Origin of the sequence: Pseudonocardia sp. Ae505_Ps2 (assembly GCF_001932425.1) — a bacterium.
In the GTDB taxonomy this organism is placed as follows: Bacteria; Actinomycetota; Actinomycetes; order Mycobacteriales; family Pseudonocardiaceae; genus Pseudonocardia.
The window spans coordinates 3,142,772-3,168,538 of record NZ_MCIP01000001.1; the positions used below are offsets into that span (position 1 = coordinate 3,142,772).

The 25,767-nt window shown below is 75.2% G+C and carries 21 protein-coding genes, 2 pseudogenes and 1 riboswitch; of the genes and pseudogenes, 12 read left to right on the plus strand and 11 right to left on the minus strand.

Features of this window, described 5'->3' with window-relative positions; translation table 11 throughout:
- Window position 1: 1 nt before the first annotated feature.
- Genes Ae505Ps2_RS15055 through Ae505Ps2_RS15065 form a run of 3 tightly spaced genes read left to right on the plus strand, consistent with a single transcriptional unit; the run spans window position 2 to window position 3,473 of the window.
- The gene (locus tag Ae505Ps2_RS15055) at window positions 2-961 is read left to right on the plus strand and encodes an ABC transporter permease (RefSeq protein ID WP_075307387.1); all 960 of its coding nucleotides are present in this window, start codon (window positions 2-4) and stop codon (window positions 959-961) included.
- Window positions 958-1,848: an ABC transporter permease gene (locus tag Ae505Ps2_RS15060; protein ID WP_083695750.1), complete on the plus strand. Its 891-nt coding sequence runs from the start codon at window positions 958-960 to the stop codon at window positions 1,846-1,848. The genes Ae505Ps2_RS15055 and Ae505Ps2_RS15060 overlap by 4 nt, the downstream gene beginning before the upstream one ends.
- Window positions 1,845-3,473, plus strand: coding sequence for an ABC transporter ATP-binding protein (locus Ae505Ps2_RS15065; protein WP_075307385.1), 1,629 nt, complete (start codon window positions 1,845-1,847; stop codon window positions 3,471-3,473). The genes Ae505Ps2_RS15060 and Ae505Ps2_RS15065 overlap by 4 nt, the downstream gene beginning before the upstream one ends.
- A 114-nt stretch (window positions 3,474-3,587) precedes the next feature.
- Here the strand turns inward: Ae505Ps2_RS15065 and Ae505Ps2_RS15070 are convergent, their stop codons facing one another.
- Both Ae505Ps2_RS15070 and Ae505Ps2_RS15075 read right to left on the minus strand, forming a co-directional pair.
- The gene (locus Ae505Ps2_RS15070) at window positions 3,588-4,994 is read right to left on the minus strand and encodes an LLM class flavin-dependent oxidoreductase (RefSeq protein WP_075307383.1); all 1,407 of its coding nucleotides are present in this window, start codon (window positions 4,992-4,994) and stop codon (window positions 3,588-3,590) included.
- Window positions 4,991-6,214, minus strand: coding sequence for an acyl-CoA dehydrogenase family protein (locus Ae505Ps2_RS15075; RefSeq protein ID WP_075553721.1), 1,224 nt, complete (start codon window positions 6,212-6,214; stop codon window positions 4,991-4,993). Before Ae505Ps2_RS15075 ends, Ae505Ps2_RS15070 begins: the two co-directional genes overlap by 4 nt.
- Before the next feature lie 523 nt (window positions 6,215-6,737).
- Between Ae505Ps2_RS15075 and Ae505Ps2_RS15080 the strand changes: the two genes are divergently transcribed.
- The gene (locus Ae505Ps2_RS15080) at window positions 6,738-7,907 is read left to right on the plus strand and encodes an LLM class flavin-dependent oxidoreductase (protein WP_075333617.1); all 1,170 of its coding nucleotides are present in this window, start codon (window positions 6,738-6,740) and stop codon (window positions 7,905-7,907) included.
- Between the two features lie 76 nt (window positions 7,908-7,983).
- Here Ae505Ps2_RS15080 and Ae505Ps2_RS15085 read toward each other — a convergent pair whose 3' ends face one another.
- From Ae505Ps2_RS15085 to Ae505Ps2_RS15125, 9 genes are all read right to left on the minus strand, one after another.
- Complete coding sequence (locus Ae505Ps2_RS15085; protein WP_020623945.1) at window positions 7,984-8,967, minus strand: ABC transporter substrate-binding protein; 984 nt, start codon at window positions 8,965-8,967, stop codon at window positions 7,984-7,986.
- Window positions 8,964-9,374, minus strand: coding sequence for a cupin domain-containing protein (locus Ae505Ps2_RS15090; protein ID WP_075312065.1), 411 nt, complete (start codon window positions 9,372-9,374; stop codon window positions 8,964-8,966). Before Ae505Ps2_RS15090 ends, Ae505Ps2_RS15085 begins: the two co-directional genes overlap by 4 nt.
- A 68-nt stretch (window positions 9,375-9,442) precedes the next feature.
- Window positions 9,443-10,528, minus strand: a complete 1,086-nt coding sequence (locus tag Ae505Ps2_RS33435) for an Rrf2 family transcriptional regulator (protein WP_075553722.1) — start codon at window positions 10,526-10,528, stop codon at window positions 9,443-9,445.
- Window positions 10,525-11,640, minus strand: coding sequence for an LLM class flavin-dependent oxidoreductase (locus Ae505Ps2_RS15100; RefSeq protein WP_075307375.1), 1,116 nt, complete (start codon window positions 11,638-11,640; stop codon window positions 10,525-10,527). Before Ae505Ps2_RS15100 ends, Ae505Ps2_RS33435 begins: the two co-directional genes overlap by 4 nt.
- Window positions 11,637-12,335 carry an ABC transporter ATP-binding protein gene (locus Ae505Ps2_RS15105; protein WP_249265275.1) on the minus strand — a complete coding sequence of 233 codons (699 nt, stop codon included), beginning with the start codon at window positions 12,333-12,335 and terminating at the stop codon, window positions 11,637-11,639. The genes Ae505Ps2_RS15100 and Ae505Ps2_RS15105 overlap by 4 nt, the downstream gene beginning before the upstream one ends.
- A gap of 17 nt (window positions 12,336-12,352) precedes the next feature.
- The gene (locus Ae505Ps2_RS15110; RefSeq protein ID WP_075307371.1) at window positions 12,353-13,198 is read right to left on the minus strand and encodes an ABC transporter permease; all 846 of its coding nucleotides are present in this window, start codon (window positions 13,196-13,198) and stop codon (window positions 12,353-12,355) included.
- A 741-nt stretch (window positions 13,199-13,939) separates the two neighbouring features.
- Window positions 13,940-14,815 carry an ABC transporter permease gene (locus Ae505Ps2_RS15115; protein WP_233147604.1) on the minus strand — a complete coding sequence of 292 codons (876 nt, stop codon included), beginning with the start codon at window positions 14,813-14,815 and terminating at the stop codon, window positions 13,940-13,942.
- 10 nt (window positions 14,816-14,825) lie between these two features.
- A complete protein-coding gene (locus Ae505Ps2_RS15120; protein ID WP_075307369.1) occupies window positions 14,826-15,626 on the minus strand; it encodes an ABC transporter ATP-binding protein in 801 nt (266 codons plus the stop codon).
- Between the two features lie 28 nt (window positions 15,627-15,654).
- On the minus strand, window positions 15,655-16,749 hold the full coding sequence (locus tag Ae505Ps2_RS15125; RefSeq protein ID WP_075307367.1) for an ABC transporter substrate-binding protein: 1,095 nt from the start codon (window positions 16,747-16,749) through the stop codon (window positions 15,655-15,657).
- 583 nt (window positions 16,750-17,332) lie between these two features.
- A riboswitch (SAM riboswitch) is annotated at window positions 17,333-17,427 on the plus strand.
- Between the two features lie 5 nt (window positions 17,428-17,432).
- On the opposite strand from Ae505Ps2_RS15125, the gene Ae505Ps2_RS34240 reads away from it, so the two are divergent.
- The 8 genes and pseudogenes from Ae505Ps2_RS34240 (at window position 17,433) to Ae505Ps2_RS15160 (ending at window position 25,704) form a co-directional block, all read left to right on the plus strand.
- Window positions 17,433-17,531 (plus strand): putative leader peptide, encoded by a 99-nt coding sequence (locus tag Ae505Ps2_RS34240; protein ID WP_337819522.1) that lies wholly within the window; start codon window positions 17,433-17,435, stop codon window positions 17,529-17,531.
- A gap of 120 nt (window positions 17,532-17,651) precedes the next feature.
- On the plus strand, window positions 17,652-18,905 hold the full coding sequence (locus tag Ae505Ps2_RS15130; RefSeq protein ID WP_075553723.1) for an LLM class flavin-dependent oxidoreductase: 1,254 nt from the start codon (window positions 17,652-17,654) through the stop codon (window positions 18,903-18,905).
- The gene (locus Ae505Ps2_RS15135) at window positions 18,902-20,278 is read left to right on the plus strand and encodes an NtaA/DmoA family FMN-dependent monooxygenase (RefSeq protein WP_075307363.1); all 1,377 of its coding nucleotides are present in this window, start codon (window positions 18,902-18,904) and stop codon (window positions 20,276-20,278) included. The genes Ae505Ps2_RS15130 and Ae505Ps2_RS15135 overlap by 4 nt, the downstream gene beginning before the upstream one ends.
- Window positions 20,275-21,906, plus strand: coding sequence for an ABC transporter substrate-binding protein (locus Ae505Ps2_RS15140; RefSeq protein WP_249265276.1), 1,632 nt, complete (start codon window positions 20,275-20,277; stop codon window positions 21,904-21,906). The genes Ae505Ps2_RS15135 and Ae505Ps2_RS15140 overlap by 4 nt, the downstream gene beginning before the upstream one ends.
- Window positions 21,903-22,853 carry an ABC transporter permease gene (locus Ae505Ps2_RS15145; protein WP_075307361.1) on the plus strand — a complete coding sequence of 317 codons (951 nt, stop codon included), beginning with the start codon at window positions 21,903-21,905 and terminating at the stop codon, window positions 22,851-22,853. The genes Ae505Ps2_RS15140 and Ae505Ps2_RS15145 overlap by 4 nt, the downstream gene beginning before the upstream one ends.
- A gap of 95 nt (window positions 22,854-22,948) precedes the next feature.
- Window positions 22,949-23,752, plus strand: a pseudogene (locus Ae505Ps2_RS15150) (ABC transporter permease).
- A pseudogene (locus Ae505Ps2_RS15155) lies at window positions 23,749-25,378 on the plus strand (ABC transporter ATP-binding protein). Before Ae505Ps2_RS15150 ends, Ae505Ps2_RS15155 begins: the two co-directional pseudogenes overlap by 4 nt.
- Window positions 25,379-25,500: 122 nt before the next feature.
- Entirely contained in the window at window positions 25,501-25,704 is a 204-nt protein-coding gene (locus tag Ae505Ps2_RS15160; protein ID WP_020622181.1) for a hypothetical protein, read from the plus strand.
- Window positions 25,705-25,767: the final 63 nt, after the last annotated feature.

The following is a 25,767-nucleotide window of genomic DNA, read 5'->3' on the forward strand; positions in this document are numbered from 1 at the left end:
CATGCTGCGCTTCGTCATCTCCCGGCTGCCGTCGGCGGTCGCGGTGCTGTTCCTCGCCTCGGTGCTGATCTTCGGTCTGCTGCGCCTGGTCCCCGGCGACCCGGCGACCACGCTCGCCGGGCCGGACGCCTCGCCCGAGGTGGTCGAGACGATCCGGGTCTCGCTCGGGCTCGACCGGCCGGTGTGGGAGCAGTACGTGCTGTGGCTGGGGAACGTCCTCACCGGTGACCTCGGCCGCTCGTACCTGATCGGCGGTGAGATCGGCACCCTGGTGGCGGCCGGCCTGGTCAACACGCTCTGGCTGGCCGGCGCCGCGCTCGTCCTGGCCGTGGGGCTGTCGCTGGTCGTCGGGGTCGCGGCCGTGCTGTCGCGGGCCCGGTGGGTCGACACCGTCGTCACCGGGTTCACCACGCTGGCGCTCGCGGTCCCGACGTTCGTCACCGGTGTGGTGCTGGTGCTGCTGTTCGCGGTCGCCTTCCCGGTGCTGCCCTCCGGCGGGACCCCGCCCGGGGGGTTCCTCGCCCGCCCCGACCTGACGTGGCAGTACCTGCTGCTGCCGGCGGTGTGCCTGGCCCTGCCGGTCGCCGGCGCGCTGTCGCGGTTCGTCGTGGAGTCGCTGCGCACCGAGCTCGCGCAGCCCTACGTGCTCACCGCCCGCGCGCTCGGCGTGCCCCGCCGGCGTCTGGTGCTCGCCCACGCCCTGCCCGCCGCGCTCCCCACGGTCGCCACCGTGCTGGGGCTGCAGATCGGCAACCTGCTCGGCGGCGCCGTCCTGGTCGAGCTGATCTTCACCTGGCCCGGGCTCGGTCAGCTGATCGAGCAGGGCATCAGCCGCCGCGACTACCCGGTGGTGCAGGTCCTGCTGCTGCTGTCGGTCGCGGTGTTCGTCGCCGTCCAGCTGGTCACCGACATCCTGCACGCCGCGCTGGACCCGCGGGTGCGGATCGGAGGGAACGCATGACCGTCACCGCCCCCGGCGAGATCCTCCCGGCGAGGACGGCCGCGCCGGCCCGGCCCGGTCCCACCCGCCGCCCGCACGCGCTGTCGGCGCTGTACCGCGGGCGCGGGCTGGTCGGGGCGGTGCTCGTCGGCGTCGTCGTGCTCGCCGGTCTCGCCGCACCGCTGCTCGCGCCGTACGACCCGTTGGCGCAGATCCCGGGTGCGAACCTGCTGCCCGCGTCCGGTGCGCACTGGCTGGGCACCGACGAGGTGAACCGCGACGTCTTCAGCCGGACGCTGTACGGCATCCTCGCCAACCTGTCGATCATCGCGGTCGCGGTGCCGCTCGGGGCGGTCGCCGGTGGCCTGGTCGGTCTGGTGTCGAGTCTGTCGGCGGCCGTCGACGTCGTCGCACAGCGGGTGTTCGACGTGCTGCTCGCGTTCCCGGTGCTGATCCTCGGGATCGCACTGGCCGCGGTCCTCGGGCCGGGCACGACGGCGGTGGTCGTGGTGATCGTCCTCGCCGAGATCCCGATCTTCGGGCGGCTCGTGCGGGGTGCCGCGCTGCGGGTGCGGGAGATGCCCTACGTCGAGGCGGCCACCGTGGTCGGGGCCGGGCGCTGGTGGGTGCTGCGCCGCCACGTGCTGCCGGGCGCCGCCGAGCCCGCCGGTGTGCAGGTCGCGGTGTCGTTGTCCGTCGCCGTCTTCGTGGAGGGTGCCATGAGCTTCATCGGTATCGGGGTCCGGCCACCGGACCCCTCGCTCGGGTCGATCGTCGCCGACTCGGTGCTGTACCTCGACGTCAACCCGGCGATGGCGCTCGGCCCGCTGGCCGTGGTCACGATGCTGACGCTGGGCTTCCTGCTCGTCGCGCAGGCCCTCGCGGCGGGACGGCGGGTGGCCGGATGAGCACCGTGCTGAGCGTGCGGGACCTGCGTATCTCCTTCGGCGACACGGTCGCCGTCGACGGCGTCGACCTCACGGTGCGCCGCGGGGAGGTCGTCGCGCTGGTCGGTGAGTCCGGGTCGGGCAAGACGCTGACGGCGCGGTCGGTGCTCGGCCTGCTCCCCGACGCCGCGACGGCGTCCGGCTCGGTCGAGCTCGCCGGGGACTCCGTCCTCGGCGCACCCGAGGAGGCGCTGGACCGGGTCCGCGGGACCCGCGCCGCGATGGTGTTCCAGGAACCGCAGACCGCGCTGAACCCGGTGCGCACGGTCGGCTGGCAGCTCGTCGAGGCGATCCGGGCGCACGCCCGGGTGCCGCGCGCGCAGGCCCGCCGCCGGGCGGTGGAGCTGCTGCGGCTGGTCGACCTGCCCGAGCCCGAGCGCCGCGTGCGGTCCTACCCGCACCAGCTCTCCGGCGGCCAGAAGCAGCGCGTCGTGATCGCCCTGGCGCTGGCCGGGGAGCCGGACCTGCTGCTGGCCGACGAGCCGACGACCGCGCTCGACGTCACCGTGCAGGCGCGGATCCTGGAGCTGCTGCGCGACCTGCGCGACCGCACCGGCGTGGGCGTGCTGTTGGTGACCCACAACATGGGCGTCGTCGCCGAGCTCGCCGACCGCGTCGTGGTGCTGCACCGCGGCCGGGTGGTGGAGCAGCGCTCCGTCGCGGACCTGTTCGACCGGCCGGCGACCGACTACACGCGGGCTCTGCTCGCGGCGGTGCCGACGCTCGCCGACCGGCCGCGGGGGAGCGCCGTCGCGGCGGTGGCGCAGGCCGCCGACGTCCCCGCGCCGCGCGACCCGGAGGGGCCGGTGCCGGTGCTGTCCCTGCAGGACCTGTCGGTGGTGCACCCGCCCCGGCGCGGCCGGCCCGCGTTCCGGGCCGTGCACGCCGTGAGCCTGGACGTGGCGCCCGGCGAGGTCGTCGGGCTCGTGGGCGAGTCCGGGTCGGGCAAGACCACGATCGGCCGGGCAGCGGCCGGGCTGCTCCCGCCGGCGCAGGGCCGGGTGCTGCTCGACGGCACCGACCTGGCCGGGCTGTCGCGCTCCGGGCTGCGCCGGGTGCGTCGCGGGCTGGCGATGGTGCACCAGGACCCGGCGGCGTCGCTGGACCCGCGCCGGTCCGTGGAGGACTCGGTCGCCGAGCCGCTGCGGGTGCACGGCGCCCGGACCGGCCCGGAGCTGCGCTCCCGGGTGGGCGAGCTGCTGGAGTCGGTCCGCCTGCCACGGGAGTTCGCGACCCGCCGGCCCGGCGAGCTGTCGGGCGGGCAGCGCCAGCGGGTCGCGCTGGCCAGGGCCCTGTCGCTGTCGCCGCGGCTGCTGATCGCCGACGAGCCGACCAGCGCGCTGGACGTGTCGGTGCAGGCCGAGGTGCTGGAGCTGTTCGCGTCGCTGCAGCGCGAGCTGGGGTTCGCCTGCCTGTTCGTCAGCCACGACCTCGCGGTCGTCGACCGGGTCTCCGACCGCGTCGCCGTCCTGCGGGCGGGGGAGGTGGTCGAGCTCGGCACGCCGGCCCAGGTGTTCGGGACCCCGCGGCACGACTACACCCGCCGCCTCGTCGACACCGTGCCCCGCGTCCCCGCCCGGATCTGACACCCGCCCCGCACGAGCGGACCGGTCGTCCGGCAGGGTCCGTACGACCGGTCCGCTCGTGCAGTGGGGAGCAGGACCGTGGGGCCGGGGCCGGGTCCGGACCGGGAACCGGGGTCAGGCGGGGGCGGCGCCCCGGCGCCGGGCGTGGACGGCCGCGGGATGGTCGGCACGGACCCGTGCCTGGCCCGCACCCTGCAGGTGCTCGCGCAGGGTCGCGCCCTCCGGGGCCTCGGCGAGCACCCCACGCCGGCGCAGCTCGGGCACCACGTGCTCCACGACGTCGGCGAAGGTGCCGGGGGTGACCGCGTAGGCGAGGTTGAAGCCGTCGACGTCGGCGACCTCGGCCCAGCGTTCCAGCTCGTCGGCGACCGTCTGCGGCCCGCCCACGACGACGGCGCCCATCCCGCCGATCCCGATGTGCTCGGCGATCGCCCGCGGCGTCCACTCCCGTGTCGGATCGGCCGTGGTGAACAGCTCGACCGCGCTGCGGATGGCCTCGGTCTCGGCGAACCGCAGTGGCTCGTCGGGGTCCATCGTGGACAGGTCCAGGCCGGACCAGCCGCCGTAGAGGGTGAGGGCACCTTCCAGGCTCACGTACTGCGCGAGGTCGGCGTAGCGCTCGCTGGCCTGCTCGTCGGTGGCGCCGGTGACCACGGTGACCATCGTGAAGACCTTCACCGCACGGGGGTCGCGGCCCTGCTCGGCGGTCTGCCTGCGCAGCTCGGCGACCCGCGGGGCCAGTGTCTCCGGGGTCGGGGAGATGACGAAGACGCCCTCGGCGTGCCGGGCGGCGAACGTCGTGCCGCGTGCGGAGGCGCCTGCCTGGAAGATCGTCGGCGTGCGCTGCGGGGAGGGCTCGGTCAGGCCGATGCCCGGCACGTCGAAGAACTCGCCGTGGTGGCCGATCGGACGGACCTTCGCCGGGTCGGTGTAGACACCCTTGTCCCGGTCGAGCAGCACCGCGTCGTCGTCCCAGGACGCCTCCCACAGCTGGTAGCAGACCTCCATGAACTCGTCGGCGACGTCGTAGCGCCGGTCGTGCGGCACCTGCTTCTCCAGCCCCAGGTTGCGGGCCGCGGACTCCAGGTAGGAGGTGACGACGTTCCACGCGACCCGGCCCCGGGTGTAGTGGTCCAGGGTGGAGAACCGCCGGGCGAGCGCGTAGGGCTTCTCGTAGGTCAGCGACACGGTGATCCCGAAGCCGAGCCGCTCGGTGACCGCGGCCATCGCCGAGACGGCCAGGGTCGGGTCGCCGACGGGGACCTGCACGCCGTCGCGGATCGCCGGTTCGGGGCCGTCGCGGTAGACGTCGTAGAGGCCGACGACGTCGGCGATGAACAGGCTGGTGAACCCGCCGCGCTCCAGCAGCTGCGCCAGCTCGGTCCAGTAGCGCAGGTCGTGGAAGGTGTGCGAGCGGTCCTGCGGGTGGCGCCACAGGCCGGGTGACTGGTGCCCGGCGCACGTCATGTCGAAGGCGTTCAGATGGATGCGGCGCGGTGCCGGGTCGATCGCGCGGCTCATCGCTTGCCGGCGCTCCAGGCGTAGGGCAGGTCGGTCCCGTTGAGCACGTGGTCCCCGACCGACTGCAGCTTGTAGATCAACGGGTTGTGCACCGAGATGACCCGCGCGTTGCGCCAGTGCCGGTCCAGCCGCAGCTTCTCCGAGGTCACGGAGGCACCGCCGACCTCGAACAGCTGGGTGGTCGCGTCGAGCACCGCGGGGATGATCGTGGCCTGGGCATGGGCGACGTCGAGCTCGACCCGGTCGAGCAGCTCCGGGTCCTCCCCGCCCGCGGCGAGCAGCGTGTCGAGCTGCTCGGCGATGGCCAGCACCAGGGCACGCGAGGACCAGGCGGCCGCCGACAGCCGCCCGATGACCTGCTGGACGAGCGGGTCGTGGCGGGGCAGGTCGGCCGGGGCGTGGGTGAAGGTGCGGGTGCGCTCGCGGACCCAGGCGCTGACGTCGTCGGTGGCGCGGCGGGCGATCCCGGCGAGCACGGCGAGCTGGACGAGCTGCAGGTAGGAGGTGCCCCAGCCGCGGCCCTCGGTGCCGTACCCGGGTCCGAGGACCCGCTCGCGGGGGACGGCGACGCCGTGGAACTCGGTGGTGCCGCTGGCGGTGAGGCGCTGCCCGAAGCCGTCCCAGTCGTCGTGCTGCACGACGCCCTGGGCGTCGCCGTCGACGAGCACGGACACGCGCTGCCCGTCGAGGTCGGCGGCGACCAGGATCTGGTCGGCGTAGAGGCTGCCGGTCGAGTAGTACTTGGTGCCGTCGAGGCGGTAGCCGTCGCCGTCGGAGGTCAGGGTGGTGCGGTAGCGGTCGATCGCGCCGACGCCGGGCTCGGTGATGGCGTTGCCGACCAGCCGCCCCTCGGCGACGGCCGCCAGCCGGGCGTCGCGGTCCGGGCCCGGGGCGGCCAGCAGCAGGTCGTCGACGTACCACCAGTGCACGCGCAGTGCCTGCGGCAGGTTCGACTCAGCGGCGGCGAGGTCGACGAGCAGCCGGAACTGCTGGCGCACGGTGGCGCCGTAGCCGCCGAGCTCCACGGGCAGCCGCAGGGCGCCGAAGCGCTCCGCGCGCAGCGCGGCCACCTCGTCGTGGGCCAGGGTGCGGCCCTGCTCACGGGCGACCGCGCCCTCGGCGATGCGGGCGAACACCGGCGCGAAGACGGTGTCGAGCTGCTCGTCGGTCCAGGCGGCCCGGCCGTCGGTGCCGGTGGGGGCGGGGGAGGTCGTGGTCATGGGGGTCCTTCCGGTGGGGCCGGTGGCGCGCCGGGCACGGTGGCGGGGTGGTGACGCGGTGGTGGCGGGGTCGGGGCACGGACGGTCGCCGCCGTGCGGGGCCGGTCGCACGGGCGGGTCCGCTCCGCCCTGCGGCAGGCGGGCCGGCCGGAGGTGGCCGTCGGAGGCGGTCCCGGTGCGGCGGGCGCGTGGGGCGGGCGCGGAGCGGATCCGGGCTTGTGGGTGCGCGGCCTCAGCGGCGGCGGAGCGGGCGACGACACAGCGCCGACGCCACGCGCGCGAGGTCGACATGGCCCCGCGTGGTCAACAGCACCGATCCGGTCACGGGGTCCACGGTAGCCGCGACCGGCTCCGCTTCCCAAGGCGTCGGCGACCCGGATCACCGGCGTCCTGCCTGGTGGGAGACCCGCTCCCAGGCGTCCGGACAGGTGTCCCGCGGGGTGGACGGTCCACTGTGGAGCATGGTGTGACCGTCGTCCCCACCGACTTGCGCCGGCCGGTTCCGCCCTGTTGCGTCTGCCGGATGGGAGTCACGCTGCACTGGTTCCTGCCCACGATGGGCGACGGCCGCCATCTCGTCGGGGGAGGCCACGGGAACGCGACCGGGTCCGCCGGCGCCCTCCGCCCCGCCTCGATCGGCTACCTCACCCAGGTCGCTCGTGCCGCGGAGCAGGCCGGGTTCGACGGTGCCCTCACCCCGACCGGCGCCTGGTGCGAGGACGCGTGGCTCACCACCGCGATGCTCGTGGCCCACACCGAGCGCCTGAGGTTCCTCGTCGCGTTCCGGCCCGGGTCGATCTCCCCGACGCTCGCCGCCCAGCAGGCCGCCACCTTCCAGCGGCACTCCGGCGGCCGGCTGCTGCTCAACGTCGTCACCGGCGGCGAGTCGCGCGAGCAGCGCGCCTACGGCGACTTCCTCGACAAGGACTCCCGCTACGCCCGCACCGGGGAGTTCCTCTCGGTCGTCACCCGGCTGTGGCGCGGCGAGACCGTCGACCTCGACGGCGAGCACGTGCGGGTCGAGCAGGCGTCGCTGTCGCGGCTGCCCGACCCGGTCCCGCCGGTCTACTTCGGCGGCTCCTCACCGGCCGCGGCCCAGGTCGCCGCCGAGCACGCCGACGTCTACCTGACCTGGGGCGAACCGGTCGAGGCCGTCCACGAGAAGATCGAACGGATCCGCAAGCTCGCCGCAGACCGCGGGCGCACCGTGCGCTTCGGGATCCGGCTGCACGTGATCACCCGCGACACCGCCGACGAGGCGTGGGCGCAGGCGCACCGGCTCCTCGACGCGCTCGACCCCGAGACCATCGCGGGTGTGCAGGCGGGTCTGGCCGCGAGCGAGTCGGAGGGCCAGCGCCGGATGCGCGCGCTGCACGGCGGGGTCAAGACCTCGGTCGAGGAGCTGACGATCGCCCCGAACCTGTGGGCCGGTGTCGGCCTGGTCCGGGGTGGTGCGGGGACCGCGCTCGTCGGCAGCCACACCGAGGTCGCGGATCGGATCGCCGAGTACCACGAGGCCGGCATCGACGAGTTCGTCCTCTCCGGCTACCCCCACCTGGAGGAGGCGTGGTGGATGGGCGAAGGGGTCATGCCGGTGCTGCGCGAGCGCGGCCTGTGGACCCCGCCCGACGGCGTCGCCGATGTCACCGACGCCGCCCGCTCCGTGCCGTTCGCCGCCGACTACCGCACGTGAACCACGCCGCGCCCGCCGTGGCGCGGCAGGACGGACCGGACCCGCCCCACCGATCGGTGGGGCAGGTCCGGCCGGGTCAGGAGCCGGAGGGGGCGCGCAGGTCCTCGACCGCGGAGGCCACGTCCACCCGGTTGCGCAGCACGCCGTAGTCGGAGTAGCGGTCGGCCACCCCCTGCAGCTCGGCGACGAGCTCCGGGGACAGCGGCTGGGTGTCGCGCAGCGCCCGCTGCGCCATCAGGTCGGCGACGGCGGCGGGCCGCTTGGTCAGCTCCGCGTAGATGGCGGCGTTCTCCCGGGAGTTCTCCCGGGCCCACTGCAGCGCGCGGCCGTAGCGCTCGGTGAAGTCGGTCAGGGCCGCGCGGGTGCCGGCGTCGTCCAGCGCCGCGGTGTTGGCGTCGAGGAAGGTCAGCCCGGTACCGAGGCCCTTCGCGTCGCGCAGGACCCGGGCGCCGGACTCCTGCTGGGCGACCGCGGTGTAGGGGTCCCAGGTCGACCAGGCGTCGATCGCGCCGGAGTTCATCGCGGCGGCGGCGTCGACCGGCTGCAGGAACGAGATGGTGACCTCGTCCGGCCGCACCCCGGCCTCCTCCAGCGCGCGCAGCAGCAGGTAGTGCCCGATGCTGCCCTGGGTGGTCGGCGAGACCGTCTTCCCGCGCAGGTCGGCGACCGACCGGATCGGCGAGTCCTTCGGCACGAGCAGCGCCAGCCCGCCCTGGCTGGGGGACCGGGTCGCCTCGACGATCTTGATGCGGTCGGTGGAGGACAGCGCGGTCAGGGTGGGTGCGTCGCCGGCGACGCCGACGTCGATCGCCTCGCTGCGCAGCGCCTCCAGCAGCGGCGCGGCCGCCGGGAACTGTGCCCACTCGACCCGGTACGGCGCGCCGTCGAGCGCGCCGGAGGCGTTGAGCAGGGCCTGCTGGATGCCGGCCTGGTCACCGACCCGCAGGGTGACCTGAGACAGGTCGACCGGGCCGTCGTCGGCCGCGCCGGAGCAGCCGGTGAGCAGCAGCGCGAGCGCGGCGAGCAGGGCGGGCAGGGCGAGCAGCGGACGGCGGGTCACGGGGTGGTCTCCGGGTCGGTGAGCGGGGTGAGCGAGGGCAGGTTCACGACGATCCCCTCCTGCGTGCTGCGGGAGATGACCACGACGGCCGGCACCTCGGGGTCGGGGTTCTCCTCGCGGTGCGGGACCCACGGCGGCACGAACACGTAGTCGCCGGGCTCGGTCTGCAGGACGACCTCGCCGGTGCCGTCGTGGAACACGAACCGGGGTCGGCCGGAGACGACGTAGATGGAGGTCTCGGCCTCGCCGTGGTGGTGGTCGCCGGAGTTCGTGGCGGGGGCGACGTGGGTCTCGCCGGTCCAGAGCTTCGAGGAGCCGACGGTCCGTCCGCTCACGGCCTCGCGGCGGGACATGCCGCTGGTCTGGGCGGTGTCGCCGGACAGGTCGGCACCGCGGACGAGGTGCACCCGGGCGTGGTCCGGCGGGGTGGGGGCGAGGTCGGGGTGGAACGGGTCGGTCCCGTGCGCGTGCGTGGTCACCGGGTATCGCCCTCCAGGGCGGTCAGGGTGCGGGTGGTCAGGAAGTCGGCGACGGTGCGCTCCAGGTCCGCCCACAGCGGGGCGGCCGGGCCGGTCCCGCGGACCGAGGCGATCGAGCCCTCGGTGGCGCGCACGACGTCGGCGACGGTGATCTCCGCGGCCGGGCGGGCCAGCCGGTAGCCGCCCTCGCAGCCACGACGGCTGGTCACCAGACCGGCCCGGCGCAGCGCGAGCATCACGTTGACCAGGGAGTTGAGCGGGACACCTCGGGCGCGGGCCATCGCGTCGCAGGTGACGGTCGCACCGGCGGCGGCGACGAGCTCGGCGAGTGCGCGCATCGCGTGGTCGAGCCGCGCGGAGACGTTCAGTGGCGCGGCGCGGCGCGACCGGGCGGGCCCCGCCGCGACGGGCGCCACCTCCTCGGCGAAGCGGGCACCCTTGGCGAGGCGTTCGAGGAACTGCACGAGCCGTGCGGCGACGATCCGGTGGAACTGGTCGTTCAGCACGTCGTGCACCCCGTCGACGACGACGGCCACGTCGTCGCCCGGACGGGCCAGCGACCGGATCCCGGCGACCGGGGCGACCGGGTCGGCGTCGCCGTGCAGCCACAGCACCGCCGCGTCGGGCAGCGGGTCGGACGGCGGCGGGGGCGGGACCTGCGCGAGCGCGCCCCAGGCGAAGTCGGGGTCGGACTCGAGGAGCCCGCGGTGCACCGGGCAGGCGGTCCGGGCGTCGAGCTCCCCGGCCCGGTCCGCGGGCGGCTCGCCCGGGGCGCCCGTGGGCAGCCCGGCCAGCACGAGCCCGTCCGGGCGGACGGCCCCGGCCAGCTCCCAGGCGCGCAGCGCGCCGGTGTCGGACCCGAGCAGCACCCGGGCCCCGGTCGCGCCGGCCAGTGCGGCGGTGACCTCGTCGGCCCCGGCACCGGGAGCGGGCACGGCGAGGGTCCACCCGTCGACGGCGAGCCGCCGCCCGAGGCGGGCGTAGAGGCCGGGGTGCTCGCCGCGGCCGGTCAGGACGGCGACGGTGCCCCGCGAGGTCCCCTCGGGCGTCCACACCGTGCCGGTGGTGGCGGGTGCGCTCACGCGGGGACCCCCACCCCGGCGGCCGCGCCGCGGCGGGCGAGCTCGGCGCGCACCGCGGGCAGCAGCTCGCGGCCGTAGCGGCGGGCGTCGTCGATCGGGTCGTAGCCGCGGATGAGCAGCGTGGTGACACCGATGTCGACGTAGTCGGCGAGCGCGGCGGCGACGGTGTCCGGGGTGCCGACCAGCGCGGTGGAGTTGCCGGCCGCTCCGGAGGCCGCCGCGGTGGCGGTCCACAGGCAGCGGTCGTGGAGCTCCCCGGCCTCGGCGGCGGCGAGCAGGCGCTGGGACCCGACGTTGGCCGGCGCCCCCGGCTCGCGCATCCGGGTGCCGGTGAACGAGCCGTGACCGCCGCGGGCGGCGACGATCCGGTCCCGTACGTCGTGCGCGCGGGCCCAGGCCTGCTCCTCGGTGTCGCCGAGGATCGGGCGGAACGACACGCTGATCCGGGGCGGCTCGGTGCGGCCCGCGGCGCGGGCGGCCTCGTGCACCCGGGCGATCTGCTCGGCGGTCCCGGCCAGCGGCTCGCCCCACAGTGCGAAGACGTCGGCGTGCCGCCCGCCCACCCGGTACGCGGCCTCGGAGGACCCGCCGAAGTACACCGGGATCGGGCCGAGCGGGCGGATCTCCTGGGCGACCCCGGCGACCCGGTAGTGCTCGCCGGCGTGGTCGAAGGGCTCGCGCTCGGTCCAGGCCCGGCGCACGACCGAGAGGTACTCGTCGGTGCGGGCGTAGCGCTCGTCCTTGCCGAGCCAGTCGCCGTCGCGGCGCTGGTCGGTGTCGCTGCCCCCGGAGATGACGTGCATCGCGACCCGGCCACCGCCGCTGAAGTGGTCGAGCGTCGCGTACTGGCGGGCGGCCAGGGTGGGGGCGGTGAAGCCGGGCCGGTGCGCGACGAGGAAGCCGAGCCGGTCGGTGTGCGCGGCCGCGTACGCGGCGACCTGCAGCCCGTCCGGGGTGGACGACGAGTGGCCGATGAGGACCTTGTCGAAGCCGGCCTCCTCGTGGACGGCGGCGAACCGGCGCACGAGCGCCGGGTCGAGGACCGGGCCGGTGGCCGGCAGGATCTCCGAGACCTCCTGGGTCCCGATCATGCCGATGAACTCGATGCTCATGTGCGCTCCTGGGGTCGGTGCACGCCGAGGCGGCCGAGCAGGTCGGCACGCAGGCGCTGGAAGTCGGGGTCGGTGACGTCGCGGGGGCGGGGGAGATCCACCGGTGCGTCGTGCGCGATCCGGCCGCCGTCCATCACCAGGACGCGGTCGGCGAGCACGAGCGCCTCCTCGACGTCGTGGGTCACGAGCAGCACCGCGCACCGGTGGCGCTGCCACAGCTCGTCGACGAGCCCGCGGGCGGTGATCCGGGTGAGCGCGTCGAGCGCGGAGAACGGCTCGTCGAGCAGCAGCAGGTCCGGGTCACGGACGAGGGCGCGGGCCAGCGCCGCGCGCTGGGCCTCGCCGCCGGAGAGGACCTTGGGCCACACGTCGGTGCGGTGGGCGAGGCCGACCTCGGTCAGGGCGGCCTCGGCGCGGGCGCGGTCGGGGCGCCCTGGCAGGCCGAGCACGACGTTGCGCCACACCTTCTTCCACGGCAGCAGACGCGGCGCCTGGAACCCGACGGCCCGTCGGCGGGCGACGGTGACCTCGCCGCTGACGTCGTTGTCGAGGTCGGCCAGGATCCGCAGCAGGGTGGACTTGCCGCAGCCCGAGGCCCCGAGCAGCGCCACGAACTGACCGGGCTCGATGTCCAGGTCGAGGTCGGTCAGGACGGCCCGGTCACCGAAGTGCCGGCCGAGGCCCCGGACCGACACGGGTCGCGCAGTGGTGCTCACCGTCCGCTGAACGCCGGTCGCCACGACAGCAGCCCCCTCTCCAGGGTGCGCACGACGAGGTCGCCGACCAGCCCGAGCACCGCGTAGAGCGCGAGGCAGACGACGATCACGTCGGTCTGGAAGAACTCCCGGGCGGTGTTCATCTCGTAGCCGATCCCGGAGGTGGCGTTGATCGTCTCGCCGAAGACCAGGGCGAGCCACGCGGTGCCCAGCGCGTAGCGCAGACCGACCAGGAACTGGGGCATCGCCGAGGGCAGGATCACGTGGCGGACCTGGCCGAACCAGCCGAGCCCCAGGGTGCGGGCGGCCTCGACGAGGGTCGCGTCGACGTTGCGGATCCCGCCGAACAGGTTCATGTAGAGCGGGAAGGTCACGGCGAGCGCGATGAGCGCGATCTTGGGTTCCTCGCCGATGCCGAACCAGATGATCAGCAGCGGGATGAGCCCGATGACGGGCACCGTGCGCAGCATCTGCACGGGCGCGTCGATCACGTCCTCGCCGCGGCGGAACAGCCCGGACAGGGTGGCGAGCAGCACGGCGGCGACGAGGCCGATCGCGATGCCGGACAGCACCCGCACGCTCGACACGGCCACCGCGCTCTGCAGCGCGCCGTCGGCCCACATCTCGGCGGCGGTGACCGCGACGGTCGCGGGCGAGGCGAGGACGTCGCGGGGGAGGATCCCGGTGCTCGACAGCACCTGCCACAGCGCGATGAGCACGACCGGGGAGGCGGTCTTGACCACCCAGCGGGGCACCCGGTCCGGGCCTCGGGTGTGGCGGGTGCGGAGGGTCTCGACCTCGGGTGGGGAGCTGGTGCGCTCCCGTTCGGAGGTGGTCGTCATGGGGGCTCCTGGGGCTCGGAGGGCATGCCCGGCCGGCCCGGGTCGCCGGTGCGGCTCGGGCGGTGCGGATGCCGGATGCGGATGCCGGACGCGGAGGTCCGGTGCGGAGGTCGGTGCCGGACGGACGTGGCGGTGTGGTGCGGGTGGGCCGTCGCCGGGCGGGTCGGGTGCGGGTGGGGCGCCGGCGGTGCCGGCACGCCGTGGCTCGACGCGTCGGGCGGTACGGCGGGACCGGTGCCCTCGCGTCGGCCGGTGGGGTCAGTGCTGCCGGGCGGTCCGGTGCCTCGGTGGGGCCGGTGCGGCGGCGCTGTGGGGAACCGCCGCACCGCCCCGGAACGAGGTGGACCCCGGCGGGAACCGTTCCGGTGGGCCGGGTGCCGGGCCGGCACCGCGGTCGTGGTTCGCCGGTGGTGCGGTCGCGGTCACCGTCGGGTGCCGCGGTCGGCCGGGCGGTGCGGTCGGCGGCGCGGCGCGGCGGGAGCGGTGTCAGGACCGACAGAGCGCCGACGCGACGCGCGCGAGGTCGATGTGCGCGCGCGTGGTCAGCGGAACCGGAACGGACATACGGTGACGGTAACCGGCCCGCGTCCGAAACCCAACCCCTGGAGTTGGGATTGGGGTCACGGCGTTTCGGCTGGTGGGAACGGTTCTGATCGCCCGTCCGGACACCTGGGCAGCACACGGCACGAGCGGGCCGTCCGTACGGGGTACGTCCGGACGGCCCGCTCGGGTACCGGCGGGTCAGACGGTGAGGGCGAGCCCCCGGGCCCGCAGCACCCGTCGCTCCAGGGGGCGGAAGACCAGCAGCTCCACCCCGATGCCGACGATGAGGATCAGCAGGATCGCGGCGAACACCTGGACGATGTCGTTCACGTCGGCGCCGTTCTTCAGGTAGGCGCCGAGCCCGACCCCCAGCGCCGGGCCGGCGGCGATGATCTCCGCGGCCATCAGCGAGCGCCAGGAGAACGCCCAGCCCTGCTTGCAGCCCGCGAGGTAGCCGGGCAGCGCCGCGGGGAGCAGCACGTAGCGGGCCATCTGGTAGCCGGTGGCGCCCAGCACCTGGCCCGCTCGCGGCAGGATCGGCGGCACCTGGTCGATCCCCGCCACCAGGCCGTTGGCGATCGAGGGGACCGAGCCGAGCAGCACCACGAAGAAGATCGTGGTGTTGGTCAGCCCGAACCAGAGCACCGCGGCCGGCACCCAGGCCACCGACGGCAGCGACTGCAGGCCGGTGAGCAGCGGGCCGATCGCCGACCGGATCACCGGCACCTTGGCGACCAGGACGCCGAGCGGGGTGGCGATCACCAGGGCGAGCAGGAAGCCGAGCGCGGCCCGGCTGATCGAGGTCCACAGGATCGACCAGATCTCGCCGCTGGCGACCGTCGCGCCGAACGCCTCGGCCACCGCGCCCGGTGCGGGCAGCTTGTACTCCGGCGTGATCGCCGAGGCCCAGACGATCTGCCAGACCAGGACGATCAGGGCGAGCGCGACCAGCGGTGGCAGCCAGGTCCGCAGGAACCGCTGCCACCACGGGGTGGTGCGCTCGACCGGGGTGTCGAGGGCGTCGAGCCCGGCGACCGCGGCGGCGGAGTCCCGGTCGTTGTCGACGACCGTCATCGAGGAGTCCTCACGCGGCATGGCTGGTGATCACCTGCCGCAGTCGTCCGGTGATGTCGTCGTGCAGCTCGGCCTGGGCCTCGGCGTCGTGTCCGTCGGCGGGCACCGACCATTCGCGGACCACGGTGCCGGGACGCGAGGACAGCAGCACGACCCGCTCGGCCAGCCGGACCGCCTCGCGCACGTCGTGGGTGACGAACACGATCGTCGTGCCGGTGGCCCGCCAGACCCGCAGGAGCTCGCCCTGCAGCACGTCTCGGGTGATCGCGTCGAGTGCGGCGAACGGCTCGTCCATCAGCAGCAGCCCGCCGGTGCCGGGCTCGTCGCCGAGTCCGGTCGCGGCGGCGAGCGCCCGGGCCAGCGACACGCGCTGGCGCATGCCACCGGACAGCTCGTGCGGCCGCTTCCCGCCCACGCCCTCCAGCCGGACCAGGGTGAGCAGCTCCTCGGCCCGCTCACGCCGGGCCGCCCGGCCGTGCCCGGCGAGCTTGAGCGGCAGCTCGACGTTGCGCAGCGCGGTCAGCCACGGCATGAGCGCGGCCTCCTGGAACATGAACGACGGTCGGGCGGACCCCACCGCGACCTCGCCCGCGGTCGGCTCGTCGAGCCCGGCGAGCAGGTTGAGCAGCGTCGACTTGCCGCAGCCGGAGGCACCGAGCACGCAGACGAACTCGCCGTCGCCGACCCGCAGGTCGATCCCGTTGAGCGCGGTCACCGCCCCGGGGCCGGTGCCGAAGGTCTTGGCGACCCCCGACAGCTCCACGGCCGTGTCGCGGGCCGGGGGGCGCCGGGTGGTGAGGTCGACGGTCATCGGTGGTTCCCCTCGTCGGTCGGGATGGTCAGTTCGCGGCGGCGAGACCGGCCGGGTCCACGGCGGCCTCCCCGGAGCTGGTGCGGACCGCGTCGATCGCGGTCGGGTCGAGGAAACCGGTCAGGTTCGCCTCGCTCTGCGCGATGCCGGCGGTGACGGAGTCCTTCGCCAGCTGCGGGAAGGTCGAGGCGAGCGGGTCGGTGTCGAAGGACAGCTCGGTGAAGGCGCGGTCGAGGATGTTCGCGGCCAGGGGCTTGCCGGTGATCTCGCCGATCGCGGCGTTGGACACGGTCTTGGCCTGCGCCGGGTCGCTGCGGATGAAGGAGATGGCGGCCTGCTCGCCGCGCAGGATCGCCTCGACGGTCTGGGGGTGCTGCTGCAGGAACTCGGTCCGGGCGATGACGACGGTGGTCGGGAACTTCCCGTCCGGCCACAGGGCCTTCTCGTCGACCAGCACCTTCGCGCCGGCGTCGACCAGGCGCGAGCTCCACGGCTCGGGCAGCCACCCGCCGGCGAGCTTGCCCTGCTTGAACAGGTCGAGGGTCTGCGGGTTGTCGATGTTCTGGACGGTCACCGCGTCCGGGCCGTCCCCGATCGGGAGGTTGTTCTCCTTGAGCCAGGTCTTGAAGGCGATGTCCTGGGTGTTGCCCAGCTGCGGCGTCGCGATGATCTTGCCCTTGAGCTGCTCGGGCGAGGTGATGTCCGGGCTGGTCACCAGCTGGGCCCCGGCCGAGGTGGAGCCGGCGACCAGACGCACCGCCTCGCCGTTCGACTTGGTGAAGGCGTTGATCGCCGGGCCGGAGCCGATGAACGCGACGTCGATCGAGCCGCCGAGCAGGGCGTTGACCTGGTCCGGGCCGGCGTTGAAGGTCTGGGTGGTGAGCTTCGTGCTGCCCAGCTCCTTGGCGAACAGGCCCTGCTTCACCCCGACCAGCGCGGGGGCGTGGGTGATGTTCGGGAAGTAGCCGACGCGGACCTCGGCGGCGGGGGAGGTGGCACCTGCGGCGGTGGTGCTCTCGGCGGCGCGGGAGCAGCCGGCCATGAGTCCGAGCGCGGTCAGCAGCGCGAGCAGGACGGCGGCGGTGCGCACCCGGGAGCCGGGGCGCAGGACGTGCGGGGACATCGCGGGACGGGGTCCTTCCGTGGTGGGCGGCGGGCGGTCGGGACGACCACGGCGCGCCGGGTCCGGCCGGCCGGGACGGCGTGCCGGGATGCGGGACGGGTGGCGGGCCGGACCGGTGTCCGGCGGGCGATCCCTGTTCCGGCTGATGCGTCGGACGCCGGACGTGTGGCGTTACCGTCCGCGGAAGAGCGGGGACCGGTACGGCTCGGTCAGCGACAGAGCTCGCTGTAGGCGGGGGCGCGCCGGCTCGGCCAGAACGGCTCGAGGCCGGTCGGACGCACTGGCACCGCGCGCCGTGCGGCTCGGGCCGGCTGGTGGGGGGGAGGGCTCGGTCGCACCCCCTGCGAACCGGTGGGGGCGCGAGGGCCTCCGTCGGCTCGTCGTCACCCGACCAGGGTGCGTCGTGGTCACCTCTCCGGACAACCTGGTGTCCACCCCCCAGGAAAGCGACCGGCTTGTCCGGACAGGTCGAGCCGGTTAGGCGTCCCGATTCCGCCGGTCGGGAGCTTCGGTGCGGCGGGCATCACTGGGCCGGCTCCGCGGGTTGACACCATCGGGCACGGGCTCCCTACAGTCGGGGTGCACACCATCCGGAGCGGCCGAGAGACCCGGCTCGACGACGCCGCAGCAACCCCCCGCAGCAGCGGGTGCGGGTGCTCCAGCCGGGTTCGATGGAGGAGATCATGCGGTCGATCGCGGAGCAGGTGCGCGGCGCGCACCACCCTCGGTACCGGCGCCACGTCGACCTGATGCGGGTGGCCGGCGCGACCTGTCGGGCCTGACACCGCCCCGTCCCGCGCTGCGCGTCGCCCGCCGGCGCCCCGTCGGCGGTGGCGTCCGCCCCCCCCCGTGACGTCCCACCCGTTCCGTCGCGCCCCGTGCGACGAGGAAGCGATGCCCTCATGTCCACAACGGACACCTCAGGCCGGCCGCTGCACCTGGCCGTCGCGCTCGACGGCGCCGGCTGGCACCCCGCCGCCTGGCGCGAGCCCGGCGCCCGGCCCGGCGAGCTGTTCACCGCGCGCTACTGGGCCGACCTCGCCCGCACCGCCGAGCGCGGGCTGCTCGACCTGCTCACGATCGAGGACGGGTTCGGCCTGCAGTCCGGGGACCACCTCCACGGGGCACAGCGCCGCACCGACCGGGTCCAGGGACGCCTCGACGCCTCGCTGGTCGCCGCCTTCCTCGCCCCGCTGACGTCGCGGATCGGGCTGGTCCCGACCGTCACCACCACCCACACCGAGCCGTTCCACGTCGCGTCCGCGCTGGCCACCCTCGACCACGACAGCCACGGCCGTGCCGGCTGGCGGGTGCAGACCTCGGTCCGCGCCGACGAGGCCGCCCACTTCGGGCGCCGCACCGTCCCCGGGCTGCGCCGCGCCGACCTCGACACCCCGGCCGGCCGCGCGCTGGTCGCCGAGCTGTTCGGGGAGGCCGCCGACGTCGTCGAGGTCGTGCGCCGGCTGTGGGACTCCTGGGAGGACGACGCCGAGATCCGCGACGCGCTCACCGGGCGCTTCGTCGACCGCGACAAGCTGCACCGGGTCGACTTCGCCGGGGAGCACTTCGGCGTCGCCGGCCCCTCGATCGTGCCGCGTCCGCCGCAGGGCCAGCCGCTGGTCCTGTCACTGGCCCACGGCTACGAGCCGGCGTTGCTCGCCGCCCGGGTCGGCGACGTCGTGGCCACCACCCCGCACGACGCCGACGACGCCGCCCGCATCGTCGCCCAGGTCCGCTCCGCCGAGGCCGCGGCGGGCCGCACCGCACCGCCGCTGCGCATCCTCGGCGACGTGGTCGTGGTGCTCGCCGACACCCAGCGCGCCGCCCGCGAGCGGCTCGCCCGGCTCGACGCACTCGACCCGCTCTCCTCCGACGCCGCGATCCTCGCCACCACCCCCGCCGGGCTCGCCGACACCCTGCTGTCCTGGCGCCGCGCCGGGCTCGACGGTTACCGGCTGCGCCCGGCCGTCCTGCCGACCGACCTCGACGCCGTCGTCGACGGCCTGGTCCCCGAGCTGCAGTCCCGCGGCGCGTTCCGCACCGCCTACGGCGAGACCACCCTGCGCGAGCGCTTCGGGCTGCCCAGGCCCGCCAGCCGCTACGCCGCCGGGGCCGGGTCCGCCGTCGTCCCGACCTTCTCCGGAGCCACCGCATGAGCAACAGGAAGCAGATCGTGCTCGGCGCCTACTTCCCGGGCGTCAACCACGACACCGTCTGGAGCGACCCGGCCTCGGGCAGCCACATCGCCTGGGAGTCGTTCGAGCACTGGGCGCGCACCGCCGAGCGCGGGCGCCTCGACCTGCTCTTCCTCGCCGAGGGCCTGCGGCTGCGCACCCGCGGCGGGGAGATCTTCGACCAGGACGTCGTCGGACGCCCGGACACCTTCACCGTGCTCGCCGCGCTGGCCGCGGTCACCGAGCACATCGGTCTGGCCGGGACGATCAACTCCACCTTCAACGAGCCCTACGAGCTGGCCCGCAGGTTCGCGACGCTGGACATCCTCTCCGGCGGGCGCGCGGCGTGGAACGTCGTCACCAGCTCCGACGCCCCCACCGGCGAGAACTTCCGCCGCGGCGCCTACCTCGGCCACCACCAGCGCTACGAGCGTGCCGGGGAGACCCTCGCCGCGGTCCGGGCGCTCTGGGACTCCTGGGGTTCCGACGCCGTCGTCGCCGACCCCGCGTCGGGCACCTTCCTGCGCGACGGCCACGTCGGCGACTTCGCGGTCTCGGGCAACCAGTTCGACATCGCCGGGCGCTTCACCACCCCGCGCAGCCCGCAGGGCCACCCCGTCGTGCTGCAGGCCGGCGAGTCCCCGGCCGGTCGCGACTTCGCCGCCGCGTCCGCCGACGCGATCTTCTCCCGGTACCAGAAGTTCGACGAGGCCCGCGCCTTCTACGACGACGTCAAGGCCCGGGTCCGCAAGGCCGGCCGCGACCCCGACGAGGTGCGGATCCTGCCCAGCGCCGGCGTCGTGCTCGGCGACACCGACGCCGAGGCCCGCGAGCGTCACGAGTACATCCACGACCAGCAGGTCGACCCGTGGACCTCGATCGTGCTGGCCGAGATGGTCTGGAACCGCGACCTGTCCGGCTACGACCCGGACGGGCCGCTGCCCGACGTCGAGCCCACCCCCGAGGCCCCGAAGTGGATCGAGGGCCGGGCCCCGCTGACCCAGGACGCGCACGCCACGGTCGCCGCCTGGCGCGAGCTCGCCGATGCCCACGGGTACTCGCTGCGCGAGACGGTCAAGCACGTGTTCGACCGCGCCGTGTTCGTCGGGACCCCCGAGCACGTGGCCGACGAGATCGACCGCTACGTCCAGAACGACGCCTCCGACGGGTTCATCCTCGGCTCCCACGTCAGCCCGTCCGGCCTCGACGAGATCGTCGACCGGGTGGTGCCGATCCTGCAGGAGCGCGGGGTGTTCCGGACCGACTACACCCCGGGCGCGACGCTGCGGGAGAACCTCGGTCTCGCGCACCCGTCGCGGTTCGGCGAGCGCCACACCCCGGCTGTGACGGCGTGAGCCGCCGGTTCGGGTCCGGGCGGGGCGTGACCGCCGGCCGCTGCGCGGTGCTGCTCGCCGCCACCGCGCTGGTCCTCACGGCCTGCGGATCGGGCGCCGGTGGCGCCGGTGACGATGCCGGGCCGCCCCGTCCCGGCGGCACCCTGGTGTTCGCGGTGTCCTCGGACCAGGGCTGCGCCGACCCGCAGCAGGTGCAGAGCAACGACTCGATCTACTCGCTGCGCCAGATCGTCGACTCGCTCACCGACCAGGACCCGTCCACCGGGGCGATCGTGCCGTGGCTGGCGACCCGCTGGTCGTCGAACGCCGACGCCACCGCCTGGACCTTCACGCTGCGCCAGGGCGCGACCTTCTCCGACGGCGCCCCGGTCGACGCGGCCGCGGTCAAGGCCAACTTCGACCGGGTCGGCTCGCTCGGCGCCCGCGGCAGCCTGCCCAAGGGCTACCTGGCCGGGTACGTCGGCACCGACGTCGCGAGCCCGACCGAGTTCACCGTCCGGTTCTCCCGGCCCAACGTGCAGTTCCTGCAGGGCACCTCCACCCACAGCCTCGGCCTGCTCTCCCCGGCCAGCGCCGCCCGCTCCGACGACGAGCGCTGCGCGGGCGTCGTCGGCTCCGGGCCGTTCACCCTCGAGCGCTACGCCAAGAACGACGTCACCGTGCTCGCCAAGCGGGCCGGCTACGACTGGGGCTCGCAGCTGTTCACCCACCCCGGCGAGGCCTGGCTCGACCGGGCCGAGTTCCGCGTCGTCCCCGAGTCCGGGGTGCGGGCGGGCAGCGTGCAGTCCGGCGAGGTCGACGCGATCGCCAGCGTCGGCCAGCAGGACGAGGCCCCGCTCACCGCGGCGGGCGTGCAGCTCCCGGCCCGGCCGAACCCCGGCCTGCCGTTCGGGATCACGTTCAACCAGGGCACGCCGCTGGGTGCCGACGCCGCCGTCCGGGAGGCGGTGAGCCGGGGCATCGACCGCAACGAGGTCGTCGCCGCGGTGTACCCGAGCCAGACCCGCGCGGCGACGAGCCCGCTGTCGTCGACGACGCCGTCCTACGCCGACCAGTCCGCGCTCGTCGGCTACGACCCGGCCGCCGCGACCGCCGCCCTCGACCGCGCCGGCTGGGTGCCCGGTCCGGACGGCATCCGCGCCAAGGGCGGGCAGCGGCTGACCGTGCCGCTGACCTTCGCGCAGAACATCGGCGCGACCAAGCCCGCGCTGGAGCTGATCCAGCAGCAGCTGCGCCGGATCGGGATCGACGTGGCGCTGCGCGAGGTCCAGATCGCCGAGACCCAGGCCGTCCTCGACGGCGGTGACTTCGTCGCCGCGTGGGGCAACCTGACCCGGGCCGACCCGGACATCCTGCGGTCGACCTACGGCACCGACGGAGTCAACCGGTACCGGTTGCCCGACGGGCCGCTGCAGGCACCGCTGCTGGCCCAGGCCGCGACGGTGGACCCCGCGCGGCGCGCGGCACTCGTCGGGCAGGCGCAGGCGCTGCTCGCGCAGCGCTTCGACACCGCGCCCGTCGTCGAGCTCACCACGGTGCTCGGCGTCGGCCCGGACGCGCACGGGGTCGCGTTCGACGCGTCCTCGCGCATCCAGCTCCACGACGCCTGGAAGTCCGACGCGCGATGACCCTTCCCTACCTGCTGCGCCGCCTCGGGCTCGCCGCCGTCGTGCTGTGGGCGGCGTGGACGGTCAGCTTCGTCGTGCTGTACCTGCTGCCCGGTGACCCGGTCGCGACCATGGCGTCGGCGTCGGACGGCGAGCCGGTCTCCCCGGCCGAGCTCGCCGCCCTGCGCGCCCGCTACGGCCTGGACCAGCCGCTGCCGGTGCAGTACGTGACCAAGCTGTGGGCCGCGCTGCACGGCGACCTCGGGACCTCCTTCGTCAGCGGGCAGGACGTGCGGACCGCCGTCGCCGAGGCGCTCCCGCCGACCCTGCAGATCGCCGCGGCCGGGCTGGTCGTGGCGGTCGTCGCGGGCACCGCGGTCGCCGTCGCGGCGACCTGGGTCCGGTCGCCGTGGCTGCGGCAGGTGCTGGCGTCGCTGCCGTCGCTGGCGGTGTCGCTGCCGGTGTTCTGGGTCGGGCTGATGCTGGTGCAGCTGTTCTCGTTCTCCCTCGGCTGGCTGCCGTCGGTCGGCGACCGCGGTCCGGAGTCGCTGGTGCTGCCCGCGGTCACCCTCGGGCTCCCGACCGGCGCGCTCGTCGCCCAGGTGCTGGCCAAGAGCCTCGGCCAGGCACTGGACTCGCCCTACGTCACCACCGCCCGCGCCAAGGGCGTCGGCGAGGCCGCGGTGCACCTGCGCCACGCGCTGGGCAACGCCGCGATCCCCGCCCTCACCGTCCTCGGCTACGTCGTCGGCAACGTGCTCGCCGGGTCCGTCGTCGTCGAGACGGTGTTCACCCGACCCGGCCTGGGCCGGCTCACCGTCGCCTCGGTCGGGGCGCAGGACATCCCCGTCGTCCAGGGCATCGTGTTGTTCGCGGCACTCGCGTTCGTCGTGGTCAACCTGCTCGTCGACCTGGCCTACCCGCTGCTCGACCCGCGGGTCGCCGTCGCCTCCGGGAGCTCCCGATGACCCTGCTCGACCGCGACCTGGCCACCCCGGCTCCCGCGCCCGGCGCGGAGCCGGTTCCGGCCCCGCGCCGCCCGGCGGCCCGGCTCGGCCGCCTCCTGCGGGCCCGGCCCGGGCTCGTGCTCGCCGCGGCGATCGTGCTGCTGGTGCTGACCGCGGCGTTCGTGCCGTCGCTGCTCGCCCCCGGCGACCCCGCCGTCGGCGACACCGCACGCCGGCTGTCCCCGCCCGGACCGGGCCACTGGTTCGGCACCGACCACCTCGGCCGCGACGTGTGGACCCGCGTCGTGCACGGCGCCTCGCTGTCGCTGCAGGCCACGGTGATCGCGGTCGCCGTCGCGCTCCTCGCGGGCGGGCTGATCGGGCTGGTCGCCGGGTTCGCCGGTGGCTGGGTCGACGAGGTCCTCATGCGCGGCGTCGACGTGCTGCTCGCCATCCCGGCGATCCTGCTGTCGCTCGCGCTCATCACCGCGCTCGGCTTCGGCACGGTGAAGGTGGCGATCGCGGTCGGCGTGGCGAGCGTCGGGAGCTTCGCCCGGGTGATGCGTGCCGAGACCCTGCGGGTGCGCCGCGCCCTCTACGTCGAGGCCGCCCGCGCCGTCGGCACCCGCTGGTACGTCTCGCTGTGGCGCCACGTCCTGCCCAACGCGGCCTGACCGGTCGCCGTGCTCGCCGTGCTGGAGTTCGGGCTGGCGATCCTCGCGGTGTCCGCGCTGAGCTTCCTCGGCTACGGCGCCCCGCCACCGGCCTCGGAGTGGGGCTCGCTGGTCGCCGACGGCCGGAACTACCTGGCCGTCGCCTGGTGGGTGTGCGCGATGCCGGGCCTCGTCATCGCCGCGACCGTGCTGTCGGTCAACCGGATCGCCCGGGCCCTGGACGGCGAGTGGAGGCGGTCGGCATGAGCGCCCTGCTGGAGGTGACGGGTCTGGAGGTCGCCTACGCCGCCGGTGGCGGGACGGTGCACGCCGTGCGCGGCGTCGACCTGACCGTCGCGCCCGGGGAGGTCGTCGCCGTCGTCGGGGAGTCCGGGTCGGGCAAGACCACCCTGGCCTCCGCGGTGCTCGGGCTGCTGCCCGCCGCAGGGTCGGTCACCGCGGGCACGGTCGCACTCGACGGCACCGTCCTCACCGGGCTGTCCGAGCGCGCCTACCGGTCGGTGCGCGGAGCCCGGATCGGGTTCATCCCGCAGGACCCGGGCGTCGCGCTGAACCCCGTGCAGAAGGTCGGTGTGCAGGTCGCCGAGGGCCTGCGCGCCCACGGGCTCGCCGACCGCCGCACGGCCGCGGCCCGCGCCGTCGAGCTGCTGGCCGCGGCCGGTCTCGACGATCCGGGGACCCGCGCCGGGCAGTACCCCCACCAGCTGTCCGGCGGGATGCGCCAGCGGGTGCTCATCGCGATCGCCCTCGCCGCCGGACCCTCGCTGGTCGTCGCCGACGAGCCGACCAGCGCGTTGGACGCGACCGTCGCCCGCCGGATCCTCGACCACCTCGACGCGCTGCGCCGCGAGCGGGGCACCGCGCTGCTGCTGATCACCCACGACCTCGCCGTCGCCACCGACCGGGCCGACCGGATCGTCGTGATGCGGCACGGTCGGGTCGTCGAGCAGGGCACCCCGGCCGAGCTGCTCGCCGGGGCGCAGGACCCCTACACCCGGGAGCTGCTCGCCGCCGCCCCCGGTCTCGCGATCACCGCCCCGCCGGTGCTGCCGCCCGTCGACACGGCGGGGACCCCGGTCGCCGAGGTCCGCGACCTGGTCAAGGAGTTCCCGCTGCCGCGGGCGCGAGGGTCCTGGACGCGGCGCACCCACCGCGCCGTGGACGGGGTGTCGTTCACGATCGCCCGCGGCGAGACCGTCGCGCTGGTCGGGGAGTCCGGCTCGGGCAAGTCGACGACGGCGCGGCTGCTACTGCGCCTGGAGGACCCCACCTCCGGGCAGGTGCTCCTCGACGGCGAGGACGTCACCCGCGTCCGCGGCGAGGCGTGGCGTCAGCTGCGCCGCCGCGCCCAGCTGATCTACCAGAACCCCTACGCCTCGTTGGACCCCCCGGTTCGCCGTCCGCGAGATCGTCACCGAGCCGCTGCGGGCGTTCTCCGTCGGGTCGGCCGCCGAGCAGGCCGACCGGGCCGCGGAGCTCGTCGACCGGGTCGCGCTGCCGGCCGGGGTGCTCGACCGGCGGCCCGAGGAGCTGTCCGGGGGACAGCGCCAGCGGGTCGCGATCGCCCGCGCGCTCGCGCTCTCGCCGGACCTCGTCGTCGCCGACGAGCCGGTGTCCGCGCTCGACGTCTCGGTGCAGGCCCAGGTGCTGGAGCTGCTCGCCGAGCTGCAGCAGCGCGACGGCCTGTCCTACCTGTTCATCTCGCACGACCTCGCCGTGGTGCGGCGGGTCGCGCACCGTACCGGCGTCCTGCGCGACGGACGGCTCCGCGAGCTGCGGCCCACCGCGGAGCTGTTCGACGACCCGCAGGACGAGTACACCGCAGAGCTGCTCGCTGCGATCGCCGGTAGACGGGCGGGGGTGGTGTCGTGACCCGCACCGTCCTGTCCCGGCGGCGTCACATCGACTACGTGCGGATCTCCTCGACGCTGTGTCGTCGCGGCCGATCGACCCGACCGATCGACCCCGACAGCCACGTCACCAGGAGACATCCCATGAGCGTTCCGACCCTGCCCACCACCGATCCGGGTACCCAGCTGCTCGACGGGCTCGACGCCCTCGTGCGGCGCCACCGCGCGCTGCGTGGCGGCGGCGACCCCGTCAACGACGCCCTGCACGCCGAGCTGATCACCGCCGAGGTGGCCCAGCAGCTCGCGGCGGCCCGCACGGCGCTGCGCCGCCGACCGCGCGTCGCCTGATCCCCGTCCGCCGGGACGCGGCACGCCCGTCGCGTCCCGGCGGACCCGGGACGACGCCGAGAT